This window comes from Thalassotalea sp. HSM 43, from assembly GCF_004752005.1.
In the GTDB taxonomy this organism is placed as follows: domain Bacteria; phylum Pseudomonadota; class Gammaproteobacteria; order Enterobacterales; family Alteromonadaceae; genus Thalassotalea_A.
The window spans coordinates 126,862-142,913 of the sequence record NZ_CP038493.1; the positions used below are offsets into that span (position 1 = coordinate 126,862).

General features: G+C 43.5%; 14 protein-coding genes. 3 read left to right on the forward strand and 11 right to left on the reverse strand.

Going from position 1 to position 16,052, the window contains the following annotated elements:
• The first annotated feature begins 17 nt into the window (after window positions 1–17).
• A complete protein-coding gene (locus E2K93_RS00600) occupies window positions 18–443 on the forward strand; it encodes a GNAT family N-acetyltransferase (protein WP_135437224.1) in 426 nt (141 codons plus the stop codon).
• A 144-nt stretch (window positions 444–587) separates the two neighbouring features.
• Here the strand turns inward: E2K93_RS00600 and greA are convergent, their stop codons facing one another.
• The 6 genes from greA to E2K93_RS00630 all read right to left on the reverse strand — a co-directional run bounded on the left by greA (window position 588) and on the right by E2K93_RS00630 (window position 8,319).
• Window positions 588–1,064 (reverse strand): transcription elongation factor GreA, encoded by a 477-nt coding sequence (gene greA, locus E2K93_RS00605; protein WP_135437225.1) that lies wholly within the window; start codon window positions 1,062–1,064, stop codon window positions 588–590.
• A 2-nt stretch (window positions 1,065–1,066) separates the two neighbouring features.
• On the reverse strand, window positions 1,067–4,285 hold the full coding sequence (gene carB, locus E2K93_RS00610; RefSeq protein WP_135437226.1) for a carbamoyl-phosphate synthase large subunit: 3,219 nt from the start codon (window positions 4,283–4,285) through the stop codon (window positions 1,067–1,069).
• A 30-nt stretch (window positions 4,286–4,315) separates the two neighbouring features.
• The gene (carA, locus tag E2K93_RS00615; RefSeq protein WP_135437227.1) at window positions 4,316–5,443 is read right to left on the reverse strand and encodes a glutamine-hydrolyzing carbamoyl-phosphate synthase small subunit; all 1,128 of its coding nucleotides are present in this window, start codon (window positions 5,441–5,443) and stop codon (window positions 4,316–4,318) included.
• A gap of 259 nt (window positions 5,444–5,702) precedes the next feature.
• The gene (dapB, locus tag E2K93_RS00620; RefSeq protein WP_135437228.1) at window positions 5,703–6,503 is read right to left on the reverse strand and encodes a 4-hydroxy-tetrahydrodipicolinate reductase; all 801 of its coding nucleotides are present in this window, start codon (window positions 6,501–6,503) and stop codon (window positions 5,703–5,705) included.
• A 151-nt stretch (window positions 6,504–6,654) separates the two neighbouring features.
• A complete protein-coding gene (locus tag E2K93_RS00625; protein WP_135437229.1) occupies window positions 6,655–7,269 on the reverse strand; it encodes an FKBP-type peptidyl-prolyl cis-trans isomerase in 615 nt (204 codons plus the stop codon).
• A 204-nt stretch (window positions 7,270–7,473) separates the two neighbouring features.
• Window positions 7,474–8,319 (reverse strand): M48 family metallopeptidase, encoded by an 846-nt coding sequence (locus E2K93_RS00630; protein WP_135437230.1) that lies wholly within the window; start codon window positions 8,317–8,319, stop codon window positions 7,474–7,476.
• 75 nt (window positions 8,320–8,394) lie between these two features.
• Between E2K93_RS00630 and E2K93_RS00635 the strand changes: the two genes are divergently transcribed.
• Entirely contained in the window at window positions 8,395–10,302 is a 1,908-nt protein-coding gene (locus E2K93_RS00635; protein ID WP_135437231.1) for a DUF885 domain-containing protein, read from the forward strand.
• A 215-nt stretch (window positions 10,303–10,517) separates the two neighbouring features.
• On the opposite strand, the gene E2K93_RS00640 is transcribed toward E2K93_RS00635, so the two are convergent.
• The 5 genes from E2K93_RS00640 to E2K93_RS00660 all read right to left on the reverse strand — a co-directional run bounded on the left by E2K93_RS00640 (window position 10,518) and on the right by E2K93_RS00660 (window position 15,027).
• Window positions 10,518–11,078 (reverse strand): YceI family protein, encoded by a 561-nt coding sequence (locus E2K93_RS00640; RefSeq protein ID WP_135437232.1) that lies wholly within the window; start codon window positions 11,076–11,078, stop codon window positions 10,518–10,520.
• Between the two features lie 44 nt (window positions 11,079–11,122).
• Complete coding sequence (locus tag E2K93_RS00645) at window positions 11,123–11,662, reverse strand: cytochrome b (protein ID WP_135437233.1); 540 nt, start codon at window positions 11,660–11,662, stop codon at window positions 11,123–11,125.
• Window positions 11,663–11,834: 172 nt separating this feature from the next.
• Complete coding sequence (locus E2K93_RS00650; RefSeq protein ID WP_135437234.1) at window positions 11,835–12,593, reverse strand: Nif3-like dinuclear metal center hexameric protein; 759 nt, start codon at window positions 12,591–12,593, stop codon at window positions 11,835–11,837.
• Between the two features lie 104 nt (window positions 12,594–12,697).
• Window positions 12,698–14,287 carry an FGGY family carbohydrate kinase gene (locus E2K93_RS00655; protein WP_135437235.1) on the reverse strand — a complete coding sequence of 530 codons (1,590 nt, stop codon included), beginning with the start codon at window positions 14,285–14,287 and terminating at the stop codon, window positions 12,698–12,700.
• Window positions 14,284–15,027: a class I SAM-dependent methyltransferase gene (locus E2K93_RS00660; protein WP_135440361.1), complete on the reverse strand. Its 744-nt coding sequence runs from the start codon at window positions 15,025–15,027 to the stop codon at window positions 14,284–14,286. The genes E2K93_RS00655 and E2K93_RS00660 overlap by 4 nt, the downstream gene beginning before the upstream one ends.
• Window positions 15,028–15,205: 178 nt before the next feature.
• On the opposite strand from E2K93_RS00660, the gene gloB reads away from it, so the two are divergent.
• Complete coding sequence (gene gloB / locus E2K93_RS00665; RefSeq protein WP_135437236.1) at window positions 15,206–15,991, forward strand: hydroxyacylglutathione hydrolase; 786 nt, start codon at window positions 15,206–15,208, stop codon at window positions 15,989–15,991.
• Window positions 15,992–16,052 lie beyond the last annotated feature (61 nt).

A 16,052-nucleotide genomic window follows, 5' to 3' on the forward strand; every position in this document is an offset into this window, starting at 1 on the left:
CAATATAGTAACGACACATGGAAATCTATTTAACAACCAGTCCTAAACCTGAAGAGTTAAAAACCATCAGCTTAGGCATTCAATCATTCAACGAGCAGCATCTTGCCAAAGACGTTGTTTATGAACCAGACAGTAAGTTTGCGGTTTTTGCTAAAGACAGCGACGGCCAAATTATTGGCGGGATCCGTGCCAATGCGTTTTGGAACTATTGCATTATTGAGTTGCTTTGGCTCAGCGACCAAGCGCGCGGCCAAGGTGTGGGCAGTAAGCTTATGAAGCAAGCACACCAATTCGCTAAACAACAAGGCTTTGCCTACGTACGTACCGAAACAGTGGACTTTCAAGCCAAGCCGTTTTATGAAAAGCTGGGATATCAGGTATATGGAGAGCTAGTCGACTGCCCCATGGGTCATACGACCTATTGTTTGCTGAAAAAGCTCTAGGGCTAAGTGCTAAGGGCTAAGTGCTAAGGGCTAAGGGCTAAGGGCTAAGCATGGCAGCGTGCCGCGGGTTTGCTTTGGCTATAAAAAAACGTGGCCAAGGCCACGTTTTTATTCAACAGTCATTTAACAGACGTCAATCACACATTACTTGTGTTCAACCGCGATGACTTCATACTCTACTCGGCCACCTGGGGTGTTAACTTCCACTTCGGTGTCCACTTCTTTACCAATAATGGCACGAGCGATCGGTGAGTTGATGCTAATACGATTGTTTTTGATGTCAGCTTCATCATCACCAACGATTTTATAAGTCACTTCGTCATCCGTATCGACATTCAATAAAGTCACTGTGACACCAAAAATCACTTTGTGATTATTTGGGATCTTAGTAATGTCAATTACTTGCGCATTACCCAGTTTACCCTCTATTTCTTGAATACGACCTTCACAAAACCCTTGCTCTTCGCGAGCGGCGTGATACTCAGCATTTTCTTTCAAATCGCCATGTTCACGAGCTTCCGCGATTGATTGCACAATCGCTGGACGCTTAACGGTTTTCAAATGATTTAATTCTTCTTTCAGAGCTTCCGCGCCCTGAACGGTCATTGGTATGTGACTCATTCTTATTTACACCTTTTATGTAATTCCTGGATAGAATTCACAGAGTTTCTATCATCTGCCGCATGAGCCATACAAGCTGCAAATGCCGCATTAAGTGTTGTTGTATAGGTTACTTTATAGCGAAGTGCGCTACCACGGATCTCTTTCGAGTCTTCGATCGCCTTGCGACCTTCTGTGGTGTTAATAATATAACTGTACTCGCCATTTTTAATTCTATCAACAATATGCGGTCGACCTTCGTGTACTTTGTTAACTAAACGCACTGGAATGTCAGCTTCGCCTAAAATAACTGCAGTACCGTGAGTCGCATCCAAACTAAAGCCCAAATCAATTAATTGACGAGCTAAGTCAACAACACGCTCTTTGTCTGAATTACGCACTGAAATTAACGCTCGGCCTGTTTTAGGAAGTATTTCACCAGCACCTAAGTTTGCTTTTGCGTAAGCTTCTTCAAAGGTATCACCGGTACCCATAACTTCACCCGTTGAACGCATTTCTGGACCAATAAGCGGGTCAGCACCGTGGAACTTATTAAACGGAATAACAACCTCTTTAACAGAGAAGTAATCCGGGATAATTTCACGTTCAACGCCTTGCTCTTTCAATGACTTACCCGCCATTACTCGAGCCGCAACTTTTGCTAACGGAACACTGGTCGCTTTCGATACAAATGGTACTGTACGAGCTGCGCGAGGGTTAACTTCGATTAAGTAAACCTTATCGCCTTTAACCGCCATTTGCGTATTCATCAAACCGATAACACCAAGTTCAAACGCTAATGCTTCCACTTGATCACGCATTACTTGTTGAATTTCATCGCTGATGCTATACGGCGGCAATGAACAGGCTGAATCACCAGAGTGAACACCGGCTTGTTCGATGTGCTGCATAACACCACCAAACACAACTTGCTCACCGTCACAAATAACATCGATATCAAATTCAATCGCGTCATCAAGGAAACGGTCAAGCAATACTGGTGCTTCATTTGATACGCTTACGGCTTCGTTCATGTAGCGACGTAAATCGTCTTCATCATAAACGATTTCCATCGCACGACCACCCAATACATACGATGGACGAACAACCAATGGGAAGCCAATTTCTTTCGAACGGGCTACCGCTTCTTCTTGCGAGGTAACCGTGGCATTTTCTGGTTGTAGTAAACCTAAACGGTCAACCGCTGCTTGGAATCGCTCACGGTCTTCTGCACGGTCGATAGCGTCTGGAGACGTACCAATAATTGGCACACCTGCAGCTTCTAATGCACGGGCTAGTTTCAGTGGTGTTTGACCACCGTATTGCACGATAACGCCTTTTGGCTTCTCAACACGAACAATTTCCAATACGTCTTCAAGTGTAATCGGTTCGAAGTACAAACGATCAGATGTATCGTAATCGGTAGAAACCGTTTCAGGGTTACAGTTAACCATGATGGTCTCGTAGCCGTCTTCACGTAACGCTAATGCCGCGTGTACACAACAATAATCGAACTCGATACCTTGACCGATGCGGTTAGGACCACCACCAATGATCATGATTTTTTCACGATCAGACGGGTTTGCTTCACATTCTTCATCGTAAGTTGAATACATGTAGGCAGTATCTGAACTGAATTCTGCAGCACACGTATCAACGCGCTTGTACACTGGGAAGATTTCACCAGCAACACGCTTACGACGAATTTCAGTCTCAGCAACACCGATGATGTCCGCTAAGCGCTTATCAGAGAAACCTTTACGCTTAAGACGACGCAATACGTCAGGTGTTAGAGACGATAAACCGCCTTCAAATACTTTTTTCTCTTCTAGTACAATGTCTTCAATCTGTACAAGGAACCAACGATCGATTTTGGTTAGACGGAAAATATCGTCAACCGTTAGACCTAGGCGGAAGCCGTCGGCAACGTACCAGATGCGATCAGAGCCTGCTTCTTGCAACTCGTGCATGATTTTGGTTTTCGCGCCTGGCTTGGCAACGTCAACCATAGGGTCGAAACCGTTCATACCGACTTCAAGACCACGCAATGCTTTTTGCATTGATTCTTGTTGGTTACGACCGATGGCCATAACTTCACCAACAGATTTCATCTGTGTGGTTAAGCGATCTTCTGAACCGGCAAACTTCTCAAAGTTAAAACGAGGGATCTTAGTCACAACGTAATCAATGGTTGGCTCGAACGATGCTGGCGTTGCGCCGCCAGTGATGTCGTTGCTTAACTCATCTAAGGTGTAACCAACGGCAAGTTTGGCAGCGATTTTTGCAATCGGGAAGCCGGTTGCTTTTGACGCTAGCGCCGAAGAACGAGATACACGCGGGTTCATTTCGATGATAACCATACGACCGGTATCAGGACACACACCAAATTGCACATTTGAACCACCGGTTTCAACACCAATCTCACGCAGAACTGCAAGCGATGCGTTACGCATGATTTGGTATTCTTTATCGGTCAAGGTTTGTGCCGGCGCAACGGTAATCGAGTCACCGGTATGGATACCCATAGGGTCAAAGTTTTCAATTGAACAGATAATGATACAGTTGTCGTTTTTGTCACGAACAACTTCCATTTCGTATTCTTTCCAACCAATCAAAGACTCATCAATCAACAACTCGTTAGTTGGTGAAAGGTCTAAACCACGTGTACAAATGGTTTCAAATTCTTCACGGTTATAAGCGATACCACCACCGGTACCACCCATAGTAAATGATGGACGAATAATACATGGGAAACCGATGCGTTCACTGGTTGCTATGGCTTCATCCATAGAGTGAACAATCTCAGCACGTGGTGTTTCAAGACCAATACTCTTCATCGCTTTATCAAAGCGCGAACGATCTTCCGCTTTATCAATGGCATCAGCTGTCGCACCAATCATCTCAACGTCGAATTCCGCTAGCACACCTTTGCTTTCAAGCTCGAGTGCACAGTTCAATGCGGTTTGACCACCCATGGTAGGTAGTACCGCATCAGGACGCTCTTTTTCGATGATCTTACGCACAACTTCCCAATGAATTGGTTCAATGTAGGTGGCATCTGCCATTTCAGGGTCAGTCATGATCGTCGCAGGATTCGAGTTAACCAAGATAACTCGATAACCTTCTTCACGTAGCGCTTTACACGCTTGCGCGCCTGAATAGTCAAATTCACAAGCCTGACCAATAACGATCGGGCCGGCGCCTAAAATAAGAATACTTTTTATGTCAGTACGTTTTGGCATTTTATTACTCTATCTATTCAGTGGTTTAGCTTATTTGCGTTGTTCAATTAGTTCGATGAAATGATCGAACAGTGGTGCCGCATCGTGCGGACCAGGGCTTGCTTCAGGATGTCCTTGGAAGCTAAACGCCGGCTTGTCTGTACGGTGGATACCTTGTAAGGAACCGTCAAACAATGATTTATGCGTTGCTCTCAATGTCGCTGGTAACGTGTCTTCGTCTACCGCAAAGCCATGGTTTTGAGAGGTAATCATAACGACATCTCTGTCCATATCTTTAACTGGATGGTTCGCACCGTGATGACCAAACTTCATTTTCACTGTGTTTGCACCACTTGCCAAACCAAGTAATTGGTGGCCTAAACAAATACCAAATACTGGAATGTCGGTTTCAAGGAATGACTTAATGGCGCTGATTGCGTAGTCACATGGCTCTGGGTCACCTGGGCCATTAGATAAGAAAATACCATCTGGATTCATAGCTAACACCTCTTCTGCAGGCGTTTGTGCTGGAACAACGGTAAGTTTACAGCCGCGGTCAACCAACATGCGCAGGATGTTACGCTTGGCGCCAAAATCATAGGCGACAACGTGATACTTGAATTGCTCTGGTGTGACATGGCCTTTACCAAGCTGCCAGCTACCTTCGGTCCATTCATAGACCTCTTTGGTGCTTACAACTTTTGCTAAATCCATACCCTTAAGTCCTGGGAAGTCTTTAGCAAGTTCTAATGCTTTGTTTTCATCGATGGCGTCACCGGCGATAATACAACCGTTTTGAGCACCCTTTTCACGCAAGATGCGAGTTAGTTTGCGTGTATCGATGTCTGCAATACCCAAAATATTATTGGCAACCAAGTATTCCGTGAGCGATTGCTCTGAACGGAAGTTGCTGGTCAGCAATGGTAGATCACGAATAACCAACCCTTTTGCAACGATGTCACCAGACTCTTCGTCTTCAGAGTTAGCACCGACGTTACCAATATGCGGGTATGTCAAAGTGACTATCTGTTCTGCATAAGAAGGGTCAGTTAGGATTTCCTGGTAACCGGTCATAGCGGTATTAAAAACCACCTCACCCACTGAAGTACCTTCAGCGCCGATGGCTGTCCCTTTAAATACGGTGCCGTCTTCGAGCACCAAAATGGCAGATTTAGTCAATTTAACCTCCATAATGAAGAAATGTAGTATTAATAAGCAACTGTCTAAAACCTGAGCAGACAGTGGCTATTTTTAATCCGAAAATAAGCCGTTTACGAAATTTTGGCAAATTCCGCGCATTTTACGCATTTAACGGCCTTGCGTCTATAACAATTTTATACATTTTAACGCTTTAATTTTCATTCCGGTGTTAAACCCGAGAAAGCACACATTTCATATGGCTATAAAGCGTCGATATCACGAATCTATTACAGTAAAACTATTTAAGCCCTAACACGTCTTGCATATCATAAAAACCAGGCTCAGCGTTGACTAGCCATGACGCGGCGCGCATAGCACCTAACGCAAAGGTCATACGCGATGTGGCTTTATGGGTGATTTCAAGGCGTTCACCCAAATCCGCAAAAAACGCCGTATGTTCACCAATGATGTCGCCGGCGCGAACCGTGGCAAAACCTATCGTGTCTTTATCACGTTCACCGGTAATGCCTTCTCGGCCATAAACCGCAACTTTATTTAAATCGCGTCCGAGTGTATCAGCGATGACCTGGCCCATTTTTACTGCGGTGCCTGATGGCGCATCTTTTTTAAAGCGATGATGTGCTTCAAAAATCTCAATATCGGTTTCATTACCAATAATTTGTGCGGTCATTTCCAACAACTTAAACAGCAAGTTAACACCAACACTGGTGTTTGGCGCCAATACCACGGCGGTATCTTTACCTATCTGCTGCAATTGTGCGACTTCATCATCACTAAAACCGGTGGTGCCGATAACAATGGCTTTATTATTGGCGTTACACCAAGCAACGTGCTGTTTGGTCGCTTCAATAGAAGTAAAGTCGATAAACACATCAGCCGCTAATAAATCCTCGATGTTGTCGGTTATAGGCGCATGTTGCAGGCCCAGTCCGCACAACTCTCCAGCATCAATACCTTTTAAGGTTGAAGAAGCACGAACGGTACCACCAATCAGTTCAATTGATTGGTGCTCAATCGCAGCTTGCAACAAGTTTCGGCCCATGCGGCCACCACATCCTAAAATAGCGACTTTTGTCATTGTTATTCTCTTACTCAATATTGTCGTTTTTAAACTTACTTTGGCACATCATCTAACGTCGATAATAAGGTTGTAAATTATCCGCCAAAATAATCTATGGGTTATTTACTTAGATCAAAAAAAACGGGGTTAAAAACCCCGTTTCTTAATACTAGATGATAGCTAACAACTCTACGTCGAAAACTAAGGTCGCGTAAGGAGGAATAGCACCTTGCGAACCACGCTCACCGTATGCCAAGCCGTATGGCACGTGTAAACGCCATTTAGAGCCTACTGACATCATTTGTAGCGCTTCAGTCCAGCCAGCGATAACGCCTTGTACTGGGAATTCAGCTGGTTGACCGCGATCGTATGACGAGTCAAATACTTTACCGTCAATGAACGTACCGTGGTAGTGTGTACGAACGTTGCTTTCTGCAGTTGGCTTCTCACCGTCACCTTCGACTAATACTTCAAATTGAAGACCAGATTCAGTAACTGTAACTTCGTCACGCTTAGCGTTGTCGGCCAAGTATGCTTCACCTTCAGCTGCAGCTTCTTTTGCTGCTGCGGCTTCTTGCTCTTGAAGTTTTTGAGAAACGACAGTGAATGCTTCTTGTAGGTCTTCTTGAGAAACCTGGCTAGCAGCATCCGCTAGAGCATCAGCAATACCTGCTTGTACAGCAGCTACATCGAATTCTTTAAATGGGTTGTTACGTAATTGGTCACCTAATTGGCGACCCACGCCGTAACTGACGCGTTGTTCAATTGAAGTAAATTCAGACATGTTTTGAATTATCCTTATAAAAATCGCGCGAAAGTTTACCATACAATGGCTCAGGCTTTAAGACCTAATACTGAAAAGCCAGTGATATTTCAAAAAAATAATGTTCGACTTTGCAGCATATTGTGTTCAAACGAAACCCGATCACTTGCTATAGCTAGGCTATACAAAAAAGGCGCCGTTAGCGCCCTTTCGTTGCCGTAACCATTAACCTTTCTCAGATTGCTTTGGCTTTTCCTGTTTTTTCGGTTCGGGGATCACAGGCTTTGGGCAATTAGGGTTAACATTGCGTTGCGCGTACATCGGCTCAGACACCGTTAAATGTTCGCTTAATTTATTAATTCGCGTTGTGTGTGATGGGTGCGTCGACAAAAACTCAGGCGGCGCGCCATCGGATAACTTCGCCATATTTTGCCACAGTTTAACACTAGCCCGAGGGTCAAACCCAGATTGCGCCATCAGCTCCTGACCGATGATATCCGCTTCACTTTCATGAGTACGGCTATAGGGCAATTGGAAAAACAATTGTGTGGCCGCGGCAGCGGCAGCAACGGCTACGACACGCTGATCTTTTGACGCTGCAGCACCCGCAGCAATAATGACACCGGTGCTAATGGTATTATTGGACAAGCGCTCATTAGAATGTTGAGCAATAACATGCCCTACCTCATGACCAATAATAGCCGCCAGTTGGTCCGCATCATCGGTGACATTCAATATACCCGTATAGACACCAATTTTACCGCCTGGTAAGGCAAAAGCGTTAACCTGTTCAGAATCGAATACGACGACTTCCCACTCACCTTCGAAGGTCTTGCTGCTAACATTAGGTGTAATAAAATCGGCAACGCAATGAACAAATTCATTCACCGCTTTATCTGTCGAGATTGGCACTTCTTTTTTCATTTCTTCAAAAGAAGTCGCGCCCATTTTATCGAGTTCGGCACTTGAGCGTAGCAAAACCTGCGAGCGCCCTGTAGGTGATGTTGTACAAGCCACTAACGTCACAAAGACAGTTGTGGCAATCGCGATAGTTTTAAGTTGTTTGTTCATCACGACTTCCTTTTCAAAATTCGATATATATACTGATAATATATCAATAAGTTAGCGTGTGGTTAAGGATTATTTATGACAACAAGGTCGCCATTTGGCTGCAAATTACTGCCTATTGCTCTGGCCGTAACAGCATTACTCAACCTAGGGGCTTGTTCTGACGAAGAAACAGTCACCATTAAAGTTGAGACCAAACAAAAGCCTAAGTTAGATGTCCTTGGTGTTAATCAACAACCGCAACTCCCCAGTGTCGAGACGTTAATGAATAACGGCACCAAAGCCTTTTTCCAAATGCGCCCGCAGTATGCGGCATTGTCTGGTTTAAAAAGTAGCCAAACCTTAGTCGTCACACAAGATAAACTCGACAACTTCGCACCAGACGTTAACGATGATTATCGCCAATATATGCGTGAACAAGCGGTATTATTATTAAAACATGAGCCATTTGCTGACAAAAAAGCCGAAAGTTCAAGACTGATCATGGCCAATATCTTCTTGCATTTGGCGGGCTCTGAAAAACATAAACAAGGCTTTATCGAGGGATACTTTGGTCATCAACCTTATATTATTAATCAAATCAATGGTCCTTTGGTTGATATTATCTATCGCTTTAGCGACGCATTTGAAATTAACTCAAGCGCTGACGTTAAAAGCTACTTAAGCTTATTAAAAGAGGTGCCTGCGCAGGTACAACAAATAAAAGCGAAATTCATTAGAGACGCAAAATCCGGCTGGGTACCACCAAAATCGCTGATGGTGTCGTCGATTAATTTTCTCCAAGGCTTCAGTCTAGTCGAGCCTAAAGACCATATCGTTTATCGCCGATTAAAACAGTTAATGGCGCAATCAAACATAGATAAGGCCGAACAAAAGCGCCTCCTGCAGCAAACCGCAGACACATTAAACGAACATGTATTCCCTGCCTATCAAAAAGTCATTGACACCATGACCGAATACTTACCGCAAGCCGCACCAGGCGATGGGATATGGGCGCAACCTGGTGGCAAGACTTTTTATACATTTGCTATAAAGGATCAGGCTGATAGTGACTTTAGTGCTGACGAAATTCATAAAATAGGTTTGGATGAAGTGGCACGCATCAGTGCCGATATGGATTCGATTTTATCGCAACTTGGCTACAAATACGGCACCATATCTGAGCGTATGGCGGCCTTGGCTCACGAATCGCGCTTTAGTTATGAGAATAACGACAAAGGTCGAGAGAAAATCATCGCCGATTTAACAGGCTACATTGAAAAAATTAACAAGCGTATGCCGGAGCAATTTAAAACCCCGATAAAATACGATGTTATCGTCAAACCGTTCGCCAAAGAAATAGAAGACACCGCCTCAGGTGGGCAATATTACCCGCCGTTTCCTGATGGCAGTAAACCTGGAGTATTTTTAGTCAATTTACGCGACATCCCTTCTATTGCAAAATTTGATTTGCCAAGTTTAACCTATCATGAAACCAACCCAGGGCATCACTGGCAAGCGTCACTAAATATGGATATAGCCAATATACCAGCGCTGCGTTCATTAGCACCATACAACTCTTACGTTGAAGGTTGGGCGCTTTATAGCGAATTGGTGGCCTATGAGATGGGCATGTATGACGATGATGCATATGGAAATTTAGGTCGTTTAAAACAAGAGTTATTCCGCTCGGTACGGCTAGTTGTTGATACCGGTATTCATGCCAAACGCTGGACAAGAGAAAAAGCCATTACCTACATGATGGAACATGCGGGTAGTGCCGAATCGGAAGCCACTGCCGAAGTTGAACGTTATATGGCGTGGCCTGGTCAAGCGCTTGGCTATAAATTAGGTATGATGAAAATCGTTGAGCTGCGCAAGCAAGCACAGAAATTGCTAGGCCCGAATTTTGATATTGCTGAGTTTCATGATGTGGTGTTGCTCTCTGGTGCTCTGCCATTAGACATGCTCGAGCAAAATGTAAATGACTGGATAGCCTCGAAATAATCAACAAGCGATTTTAAACGCAGCAGATAAACAAAGGTCAGAACCATGAAATTAACTCATGCATTCTGACCCAGATTGATTGTTTCCGCTTCGACTAAGCGTTTACTTAGCGTTTAACTTAAGCTTTTACTTAGCGTTTAACTTAAGCTTTTATCTAAGCTTTTGCCTAAGTTTTTGCCTAAGCTGTCACCTAAATTGTCTAGCTTAAAACCTGCTTATTTACGGATGCCTTCAATGTGCAGGTCAAATATGATCTCGCCAAAGTCCATTTTATAGCCAAAGTCTTTCATCGCTATAGATGTTGTACCCGCGAAACCGGCACGATAACCACCCCAAGGATCGTCACCTTCACCAATTTTTTCGGCATCAATGATTAATTCTTTGGTGATGCCCTGCAACGTAATATCGCCGATGATTTTTAATTTACCATCGCCCATATCCATCACTTTTTTACTGACAAATTTGGCATTTGCAAACTTGCTTACATCCAAAAAGTCGGTGTCGCGTAAGTGTTTGTCTCGTTCAGCGTGATTTGAATCAACGCTGGCGGTGTCAATATTGACCGTAATTTGTGATGCTTCGATGTTTTTTTCATCATAGCTGAATTGACCGTCAAATTTATTAAAGCGGCCTGTTAACCAACTATAACCAAGGTGTTTAACTTTAAAGTTAATCGAGGCATGTGCACCTTGATAATCAATTTGATAATCCGCAGCGTGTGCTGATGTCATCGCTGTTGATGCCAGCAACAAGCTCGATAGCAATAATTTTTTCATTTTAACTCTCTCTGTTTAAGCGCTAATAGTATTAGGTTTACGGTTTATAACATGCGTTTTAACGTTTCGTCTTTATCAATAACATGGTGTTTTATCGCTGCAGCAGCATGCAATACCACCAATCCTATCAAGCTATACGCAACATACTCATGAACAGTCCCAGCAATATCTTCTTGATTGCTAAATAATTCACCCAAAGATGGAATGACAAACCAATCAAAGACTTCAATACCACGGCCGTCAGCGGTAGATATTAAATAGCCCGAAGTAAATAACGTCAGCAATAAAACATACAAAATAAAATGTGTCGCTTTAGCTGATATTTTCACAATTTTGCTGTGACTTTCAATCGGTTGAACTGCAGGCTTAAGATATTTATAGACCATACGCAGTACAATCAACAAAGCCAATAATATGCCAACACTTTTATGATAAGTCGGAGCCGTACGATACCAACTTGAATAGTAATCGAGCTCAACCATCCATAGGCCAACACCAAACAAGGCGAAGACCACGACTGCGGTTAGCCAATGCATGAGTTTCGCGACTGTTGGATACGCTTGTTGTGATTGCTTTGTGTTCATTTTAAAAGTAACTGTTGTTCGTATAAATGTTAGGGAAAGGCTATTGTAGTGAATATAAACAGAATTAAAATAACGAAAAACGACACATATCATTCTAAAAAACAGAACGAAGGCGATAATGCGTTATCGCCTTTAATGGTTTTATCGGCTAATGCTCATATCAGGCTTTAATTTAAACTGGGTTGTCTATATCGATAAAGCGCACATCGAGCTGATACTGCTGCTCTAGGTATTCGCCGAGTGCTTTGGCACCATAACGCTCTGTTGCATGATGACCCGCTGCAAAAAAATGGATATCCATTTCTCTGGCTATATGCGTCGTTTGCTCAGAAACCTCACCGGTTATAAACGCATCAATGCCCTGCTCTGCAGCCATTTCAACATACCCCTGACCTCCGCCAGTGCACCAAGCGACTGTTTTAATAGGTTTGTTTGACGGTGCAGCGATATGCAAGCATTGGCGATTTAGCCGAGCACTGATTTTATTCGCAACTTTTTCAGCCGGTGTCGCTGCACTCAACTGCCCTTTCATGCTTACCGATAGTGGATTGCCCAGCTCTAGTGGTTCTACCTCGTGGATATCCAACAGCTTAGCTAATTGCGCATTGTTGCCTAAGGTTTCATGAATATCTAACGGTAAATGATAGGCAAACAAATTAATGTTGTGATCGAGCAACGCTTTGATTCGATTATATTTCATGCCAGTAATGGCATAGGATTCATTTTTCCAAAAATAGCCGTGATGGACAATGATGGTATCCGCACCGGCAGCGATAGCGGCATCAATCAATGCTTGACTGGCAGTAACACCGGTAACGATTTTTTCAACCTTTTCTGCACCTTGTACTTGTAAGCCATTAGGGCAGTAATCTTTGATACGCTCAGGTTGTAAAATACCATTAAGGAGATGTAAAAATTCAAGTCTTTGCATAATGAAGTTCTATTAATTTAAATGAAAAACCAACGGACTGAGACAATCAGTTACCGCTATAATATGTGTAGCATATTACCTTGCCCACGCATTGAAAACACCTTTTATTCAACAGCGTCGTCTGTTGCTGAATCTACCTCAATGGGTAATTGGCACATATTGGTGACCGCAGATTCTAAACTCGGGTAATGTCCTTGAAAGTACGCCAAACAAATTGCCGCCCCTAAAGCACCGGCTTGTTTGGATTGACTGACAAACAGCGGTTTCGCCAAGCGCCGCTTTATTTGATGGCACAAATAACGGCTGTTGCTGCCACCACCACTCACATACACTTGCTGCACGTCACGATTTAATCGAGTCGTTAATCGCGAAACCGTCATGACAATGCTATCGGCAATGGCATCCAGTAGTGCGCGATAATGGGCGATGCCAATAGCCAGGTCATTAGAGCCTTCCGCATCAAAACCTTCGCCTTCAAAACCTGCCGCATCAAAACCTTTACCTGCAAAGTCATCGAGAGCAACATTAAAACCGTCTTGCCAGCGATAGTGTTGGCAATAGGCGTCGATATCAAACCGAGTCTCAGGTGCTTGAGATTCATCCAACAACATGAGTTGTTGGTCCAATCTCGCCAGCAACTCGTCACGGCTTACATCACAGTTTGAATCATCTTGCCGTAAATTCGCTGGTAAACAATCAGCGAATTGTTCGATAAAGTCGCTGATTAATTGCATACCTATGGCAAGCATCAATTCACAGACGTACAGACCAGACTCAACAAATGGAAATGCTGGATAAAATGGTTTAGGACCTTTAAAGCGCCGGGTCAGCATGGATACACTGATGGCTGTACCAAGGCTTATATGTAAATGTCCCGCGCGATAACAGCCACTGCCTATAAGCTCGCTGACCTTGTCACTGGCAAGCGCCACTAAAGGCATTGTTTGTTTAAAACCGATAGACTGGCTAAGTTCAGGTTTCACATTGGCAATGACATCACCGACATCGCATATCGATGGCAGCCACTGTGGTTTAGTGGCAAACGCTTGATGATACCAATGCCATTTGGGCTGCCATTTTCCGTGTTTAAAATTAAACGGCAGATGACCAATAAGGTTGGCACGGCTATCGATATCGATGCCGGTAAATCGGTAATGTAAATAGCCTGTCAGATAACATACATGGGCGATGTTGCGGTATTGCTGTTGATGTCTTTGCCGAATTTTATTGATAGCTGCCTGTTGCTGTAATTCGGCGATGTCTTTTTTTAGTGGCACAAACCAATCGGCAATAGCAAACGCCAAGCGGTAAAAGAGATTCAATGCAGGCACGCACTCAGCGTCTTTTCGATCTTGCCAGACGATGGCGTCAACAACAGCTTGGTGTTTGTCATCAAGGGCAATAAGCGTATTTCGCATGCTGGTGATGCCCATACAGGCAATATCAGTGGTTTGAAACCCTTGCTGCCTGTAATCGGCGATAAGCGGCGACAATGCGTGCATACATTGTTGAAAAAACCACTCGGGTTGTTGGCTGACAACGCCTTGCTCGGTGCGCTTATAGTGAAATTGATCGACGACCACTTTGCTCACAGTCTGACCGAGGTTATTAATGATCAATGCGCGAAGTGACTGGCTACCAAAATCTAACACTAAATAATGCGGTAAAGACGAGGTTGATACAGAATTGCTCAAGAACGATTTTGCCCTAATGTTGAAACTTTAATGGGTCGAAATTTGGGACGTATTTGCCACTTAGGGCGAATAGGCGTTAATGGGTGAACCCGTTTTTTAGCGACAATAACGTAAACCGAGCCAATCGAGCTTAAATATTTTCCAGCAAAACGTTGGCACATTTTAAACCACCAGCCATCCGCATTTATCTTCGGATGTAATGACGAAAACAACATACGTTTGTCATCCAACACTTCATAACCGAGCAAGTTAAGCCAATCTTTAACACGCATTGGTGTAAAGAAGCGCCCTTGCCATGGCAGTACCTGTCGACGATAGGGAATGATTTGGTTTAAGCCTGCCAATGAAATTGGGTTAAAGCCGGAAATAATTAAATAGCCATTGGGGATCAATACTCTATCGGCTTCACGCAAGATATGATGTGGATCGACCGCAAATTCTAACTGTTGGGTCAGTAAGCAGGCATCAACGCTGCTATCTAAAAACGGTAAATCGTCTATCTCAGCAATCACATTGGCACTGTTTTTATCTTCATTAACGCTCACTTGGTGAGAGATTTTTGACGCACTGCAATCAATTTCACCACTTAAATCACCTAGCTTTAATAAATGATAACCAAACATTCTCGGCCACCAATTGGCCAAATGTTGGTTTATTTGTTCAGCAATCAATTCACCGCAAGCCATATCATGCCAACGCATGGGCTTTTTCGGATTATCAAATGCTAATGCCGGTTTCATCATAGTGTGTTTGCTTTTACCAAAGTGATTGCCCTGCCCGTGTACTTATTTATGTACCGCCACAACGGATTTTCGTTAATTAATCGCCGGCCAATCTTTAGTTCACCTTTGACACAAGGTATACTGCATTTTGCCGCTTAAATCGGCAAGATTACCGATAAAGTCTAAGGAGACTTGAATGTTTCAAGTGCACGCGATTGCCGCATTTAACGATAACTATATATGGTGTATAACCGACAGTGCAAGTGCCAAGTGTGCTTTGGTTGACCCAGGCGATGGCGATGTATGTATTGAATTTATAAAGAAAAATAACTTGATCCTTAGTGACATTTTAGTCACTCATCACCACAAAGACCATACCGGTGGTATTAACAAGTTAAAGCAATTTGCACACGAGCAAGACTGGCCAGTGACGGTTTATGGCCCAACGCAAGAAGCACAACAATTTTCTGATGTGCATGTTGTTGAAGGCGAGGCTGTACAAATATTGACCAATCAGATTCATTTTAGTGTCATTGAGTTACCCGGCCATACTTTAGGCCATATCGCTTTTCATAATGATCAATGGTTGTTTTGTGGTGATACACTGTTTTCTGGTGGTTGTGGTCGCCTATTTGAAGGCAGTGCGCAACAAATGCTCAACTCATTGCAAAAATTGAGCACGCTTAATGAGCAAACAAAAGTATTTTGTGCTCACGAGTATACGCTGGCAAACTTAAAATTTGCTCGAACTATTGAACCAAATAATGGTCAATTAAAAGATTATTTAAATAAAGCAACGGAGCTTCGCGCCAGTAATATCGCGACCATCCCCAGTACCATAGGTTTGGAAAAGCAAATAAACCCGTTTCTACGCAGTCACTTAGATTCAGTAAGAGTGGGCGCACAACAACAAAGTGGTCTAGAATTAGACAATACTGTCGATGTGTTTGCAGCTGTTCGCGAACTAAAAGACAATTTTTAGCAGGATAAAATATAACTGTTTTATCTTGAATTATAATAACCCTAAAACTGCTAACTGTTTA

Coding starts and splice junctions, on each gene's coding strand:
- carB (WP_135437226.1), bottom strand. CDS start 4,285: ATGCCAAAACGTACTGACATAAAAAGTATTCTTATTTTAGGCGCCGGC.
- E2K93_RS00660 (WP_135440361.1), bottom strand. CDS start 15,027: ATGAAACCGGCATTAGCATTTGATAATCCGAAAAAGCCCATGCGTTGG.
- E2K93_RS00650 (WP_135437234.1), bottom strand. CDS start 12,593: ATGCAAAGACTTGAATTTTTACATCTCCTTAATGGTATTTTACAACCT.
- gloB (WP_135437236.1), top strand. CDS start 15,206: ATGTTTCAAGTGCACGCGATTGCCGCATTTAACGATAACTATATATGG.
- E2K93_RS00645 (WP_135437233.1), bottom strand. CDS start 11,662: ATGAACACAAAGCAATCACAACAAGCGTATCCAACAGTCGCGAAACTC.
- greA (WP_135437225.1), bottom strand. CDS start 1,064: ATGAGTCACATACCAATGACCGTTCAGGGCGCGGAAGCTCTGAAAGAA.
- E2K93_RS00635 (WP_135437231.1), top strand. CDS start 8,395: ATGACAACAAGGTCGCCATTTGGCTGCAAATTACTGCCTATTGCTCTG.
- dapB (WP_135437228.1), bottom strand. CDS start 6,503: ATGACAAAAGTCGCTATTTTAGGATGTGGTGGCCGCATGGGCCGAAAC.
- E2K93_RS00600 (WP_135437224.1), top strand. CDS start 18: ATGGAAATCTATTTAACAACCAGTCCTAAACCTGAAGAGTTAAAAACC.
- E2K93_RS00630 (WP_135437230.1), bottom strand. CDS start 8,319: ATGAACAAACAACTTAAAACTATCGCGATTGCCACAACTGTCTTTGTG.
- E2K93_RS00625 (WP_135437229.1), bottom strand. CDS start 7,269: ATGTCTGAATTTACTTCAATTGAACAACGCGTCAGTTACGGCGTGGGT.
- E2K93_RS00640 (WP_135437232.1), bottom strand. CDS start 11,078: ATGAAAAAATTATTGCTATCGAGCTTGTTGCTGGCATCAACAGCGATG.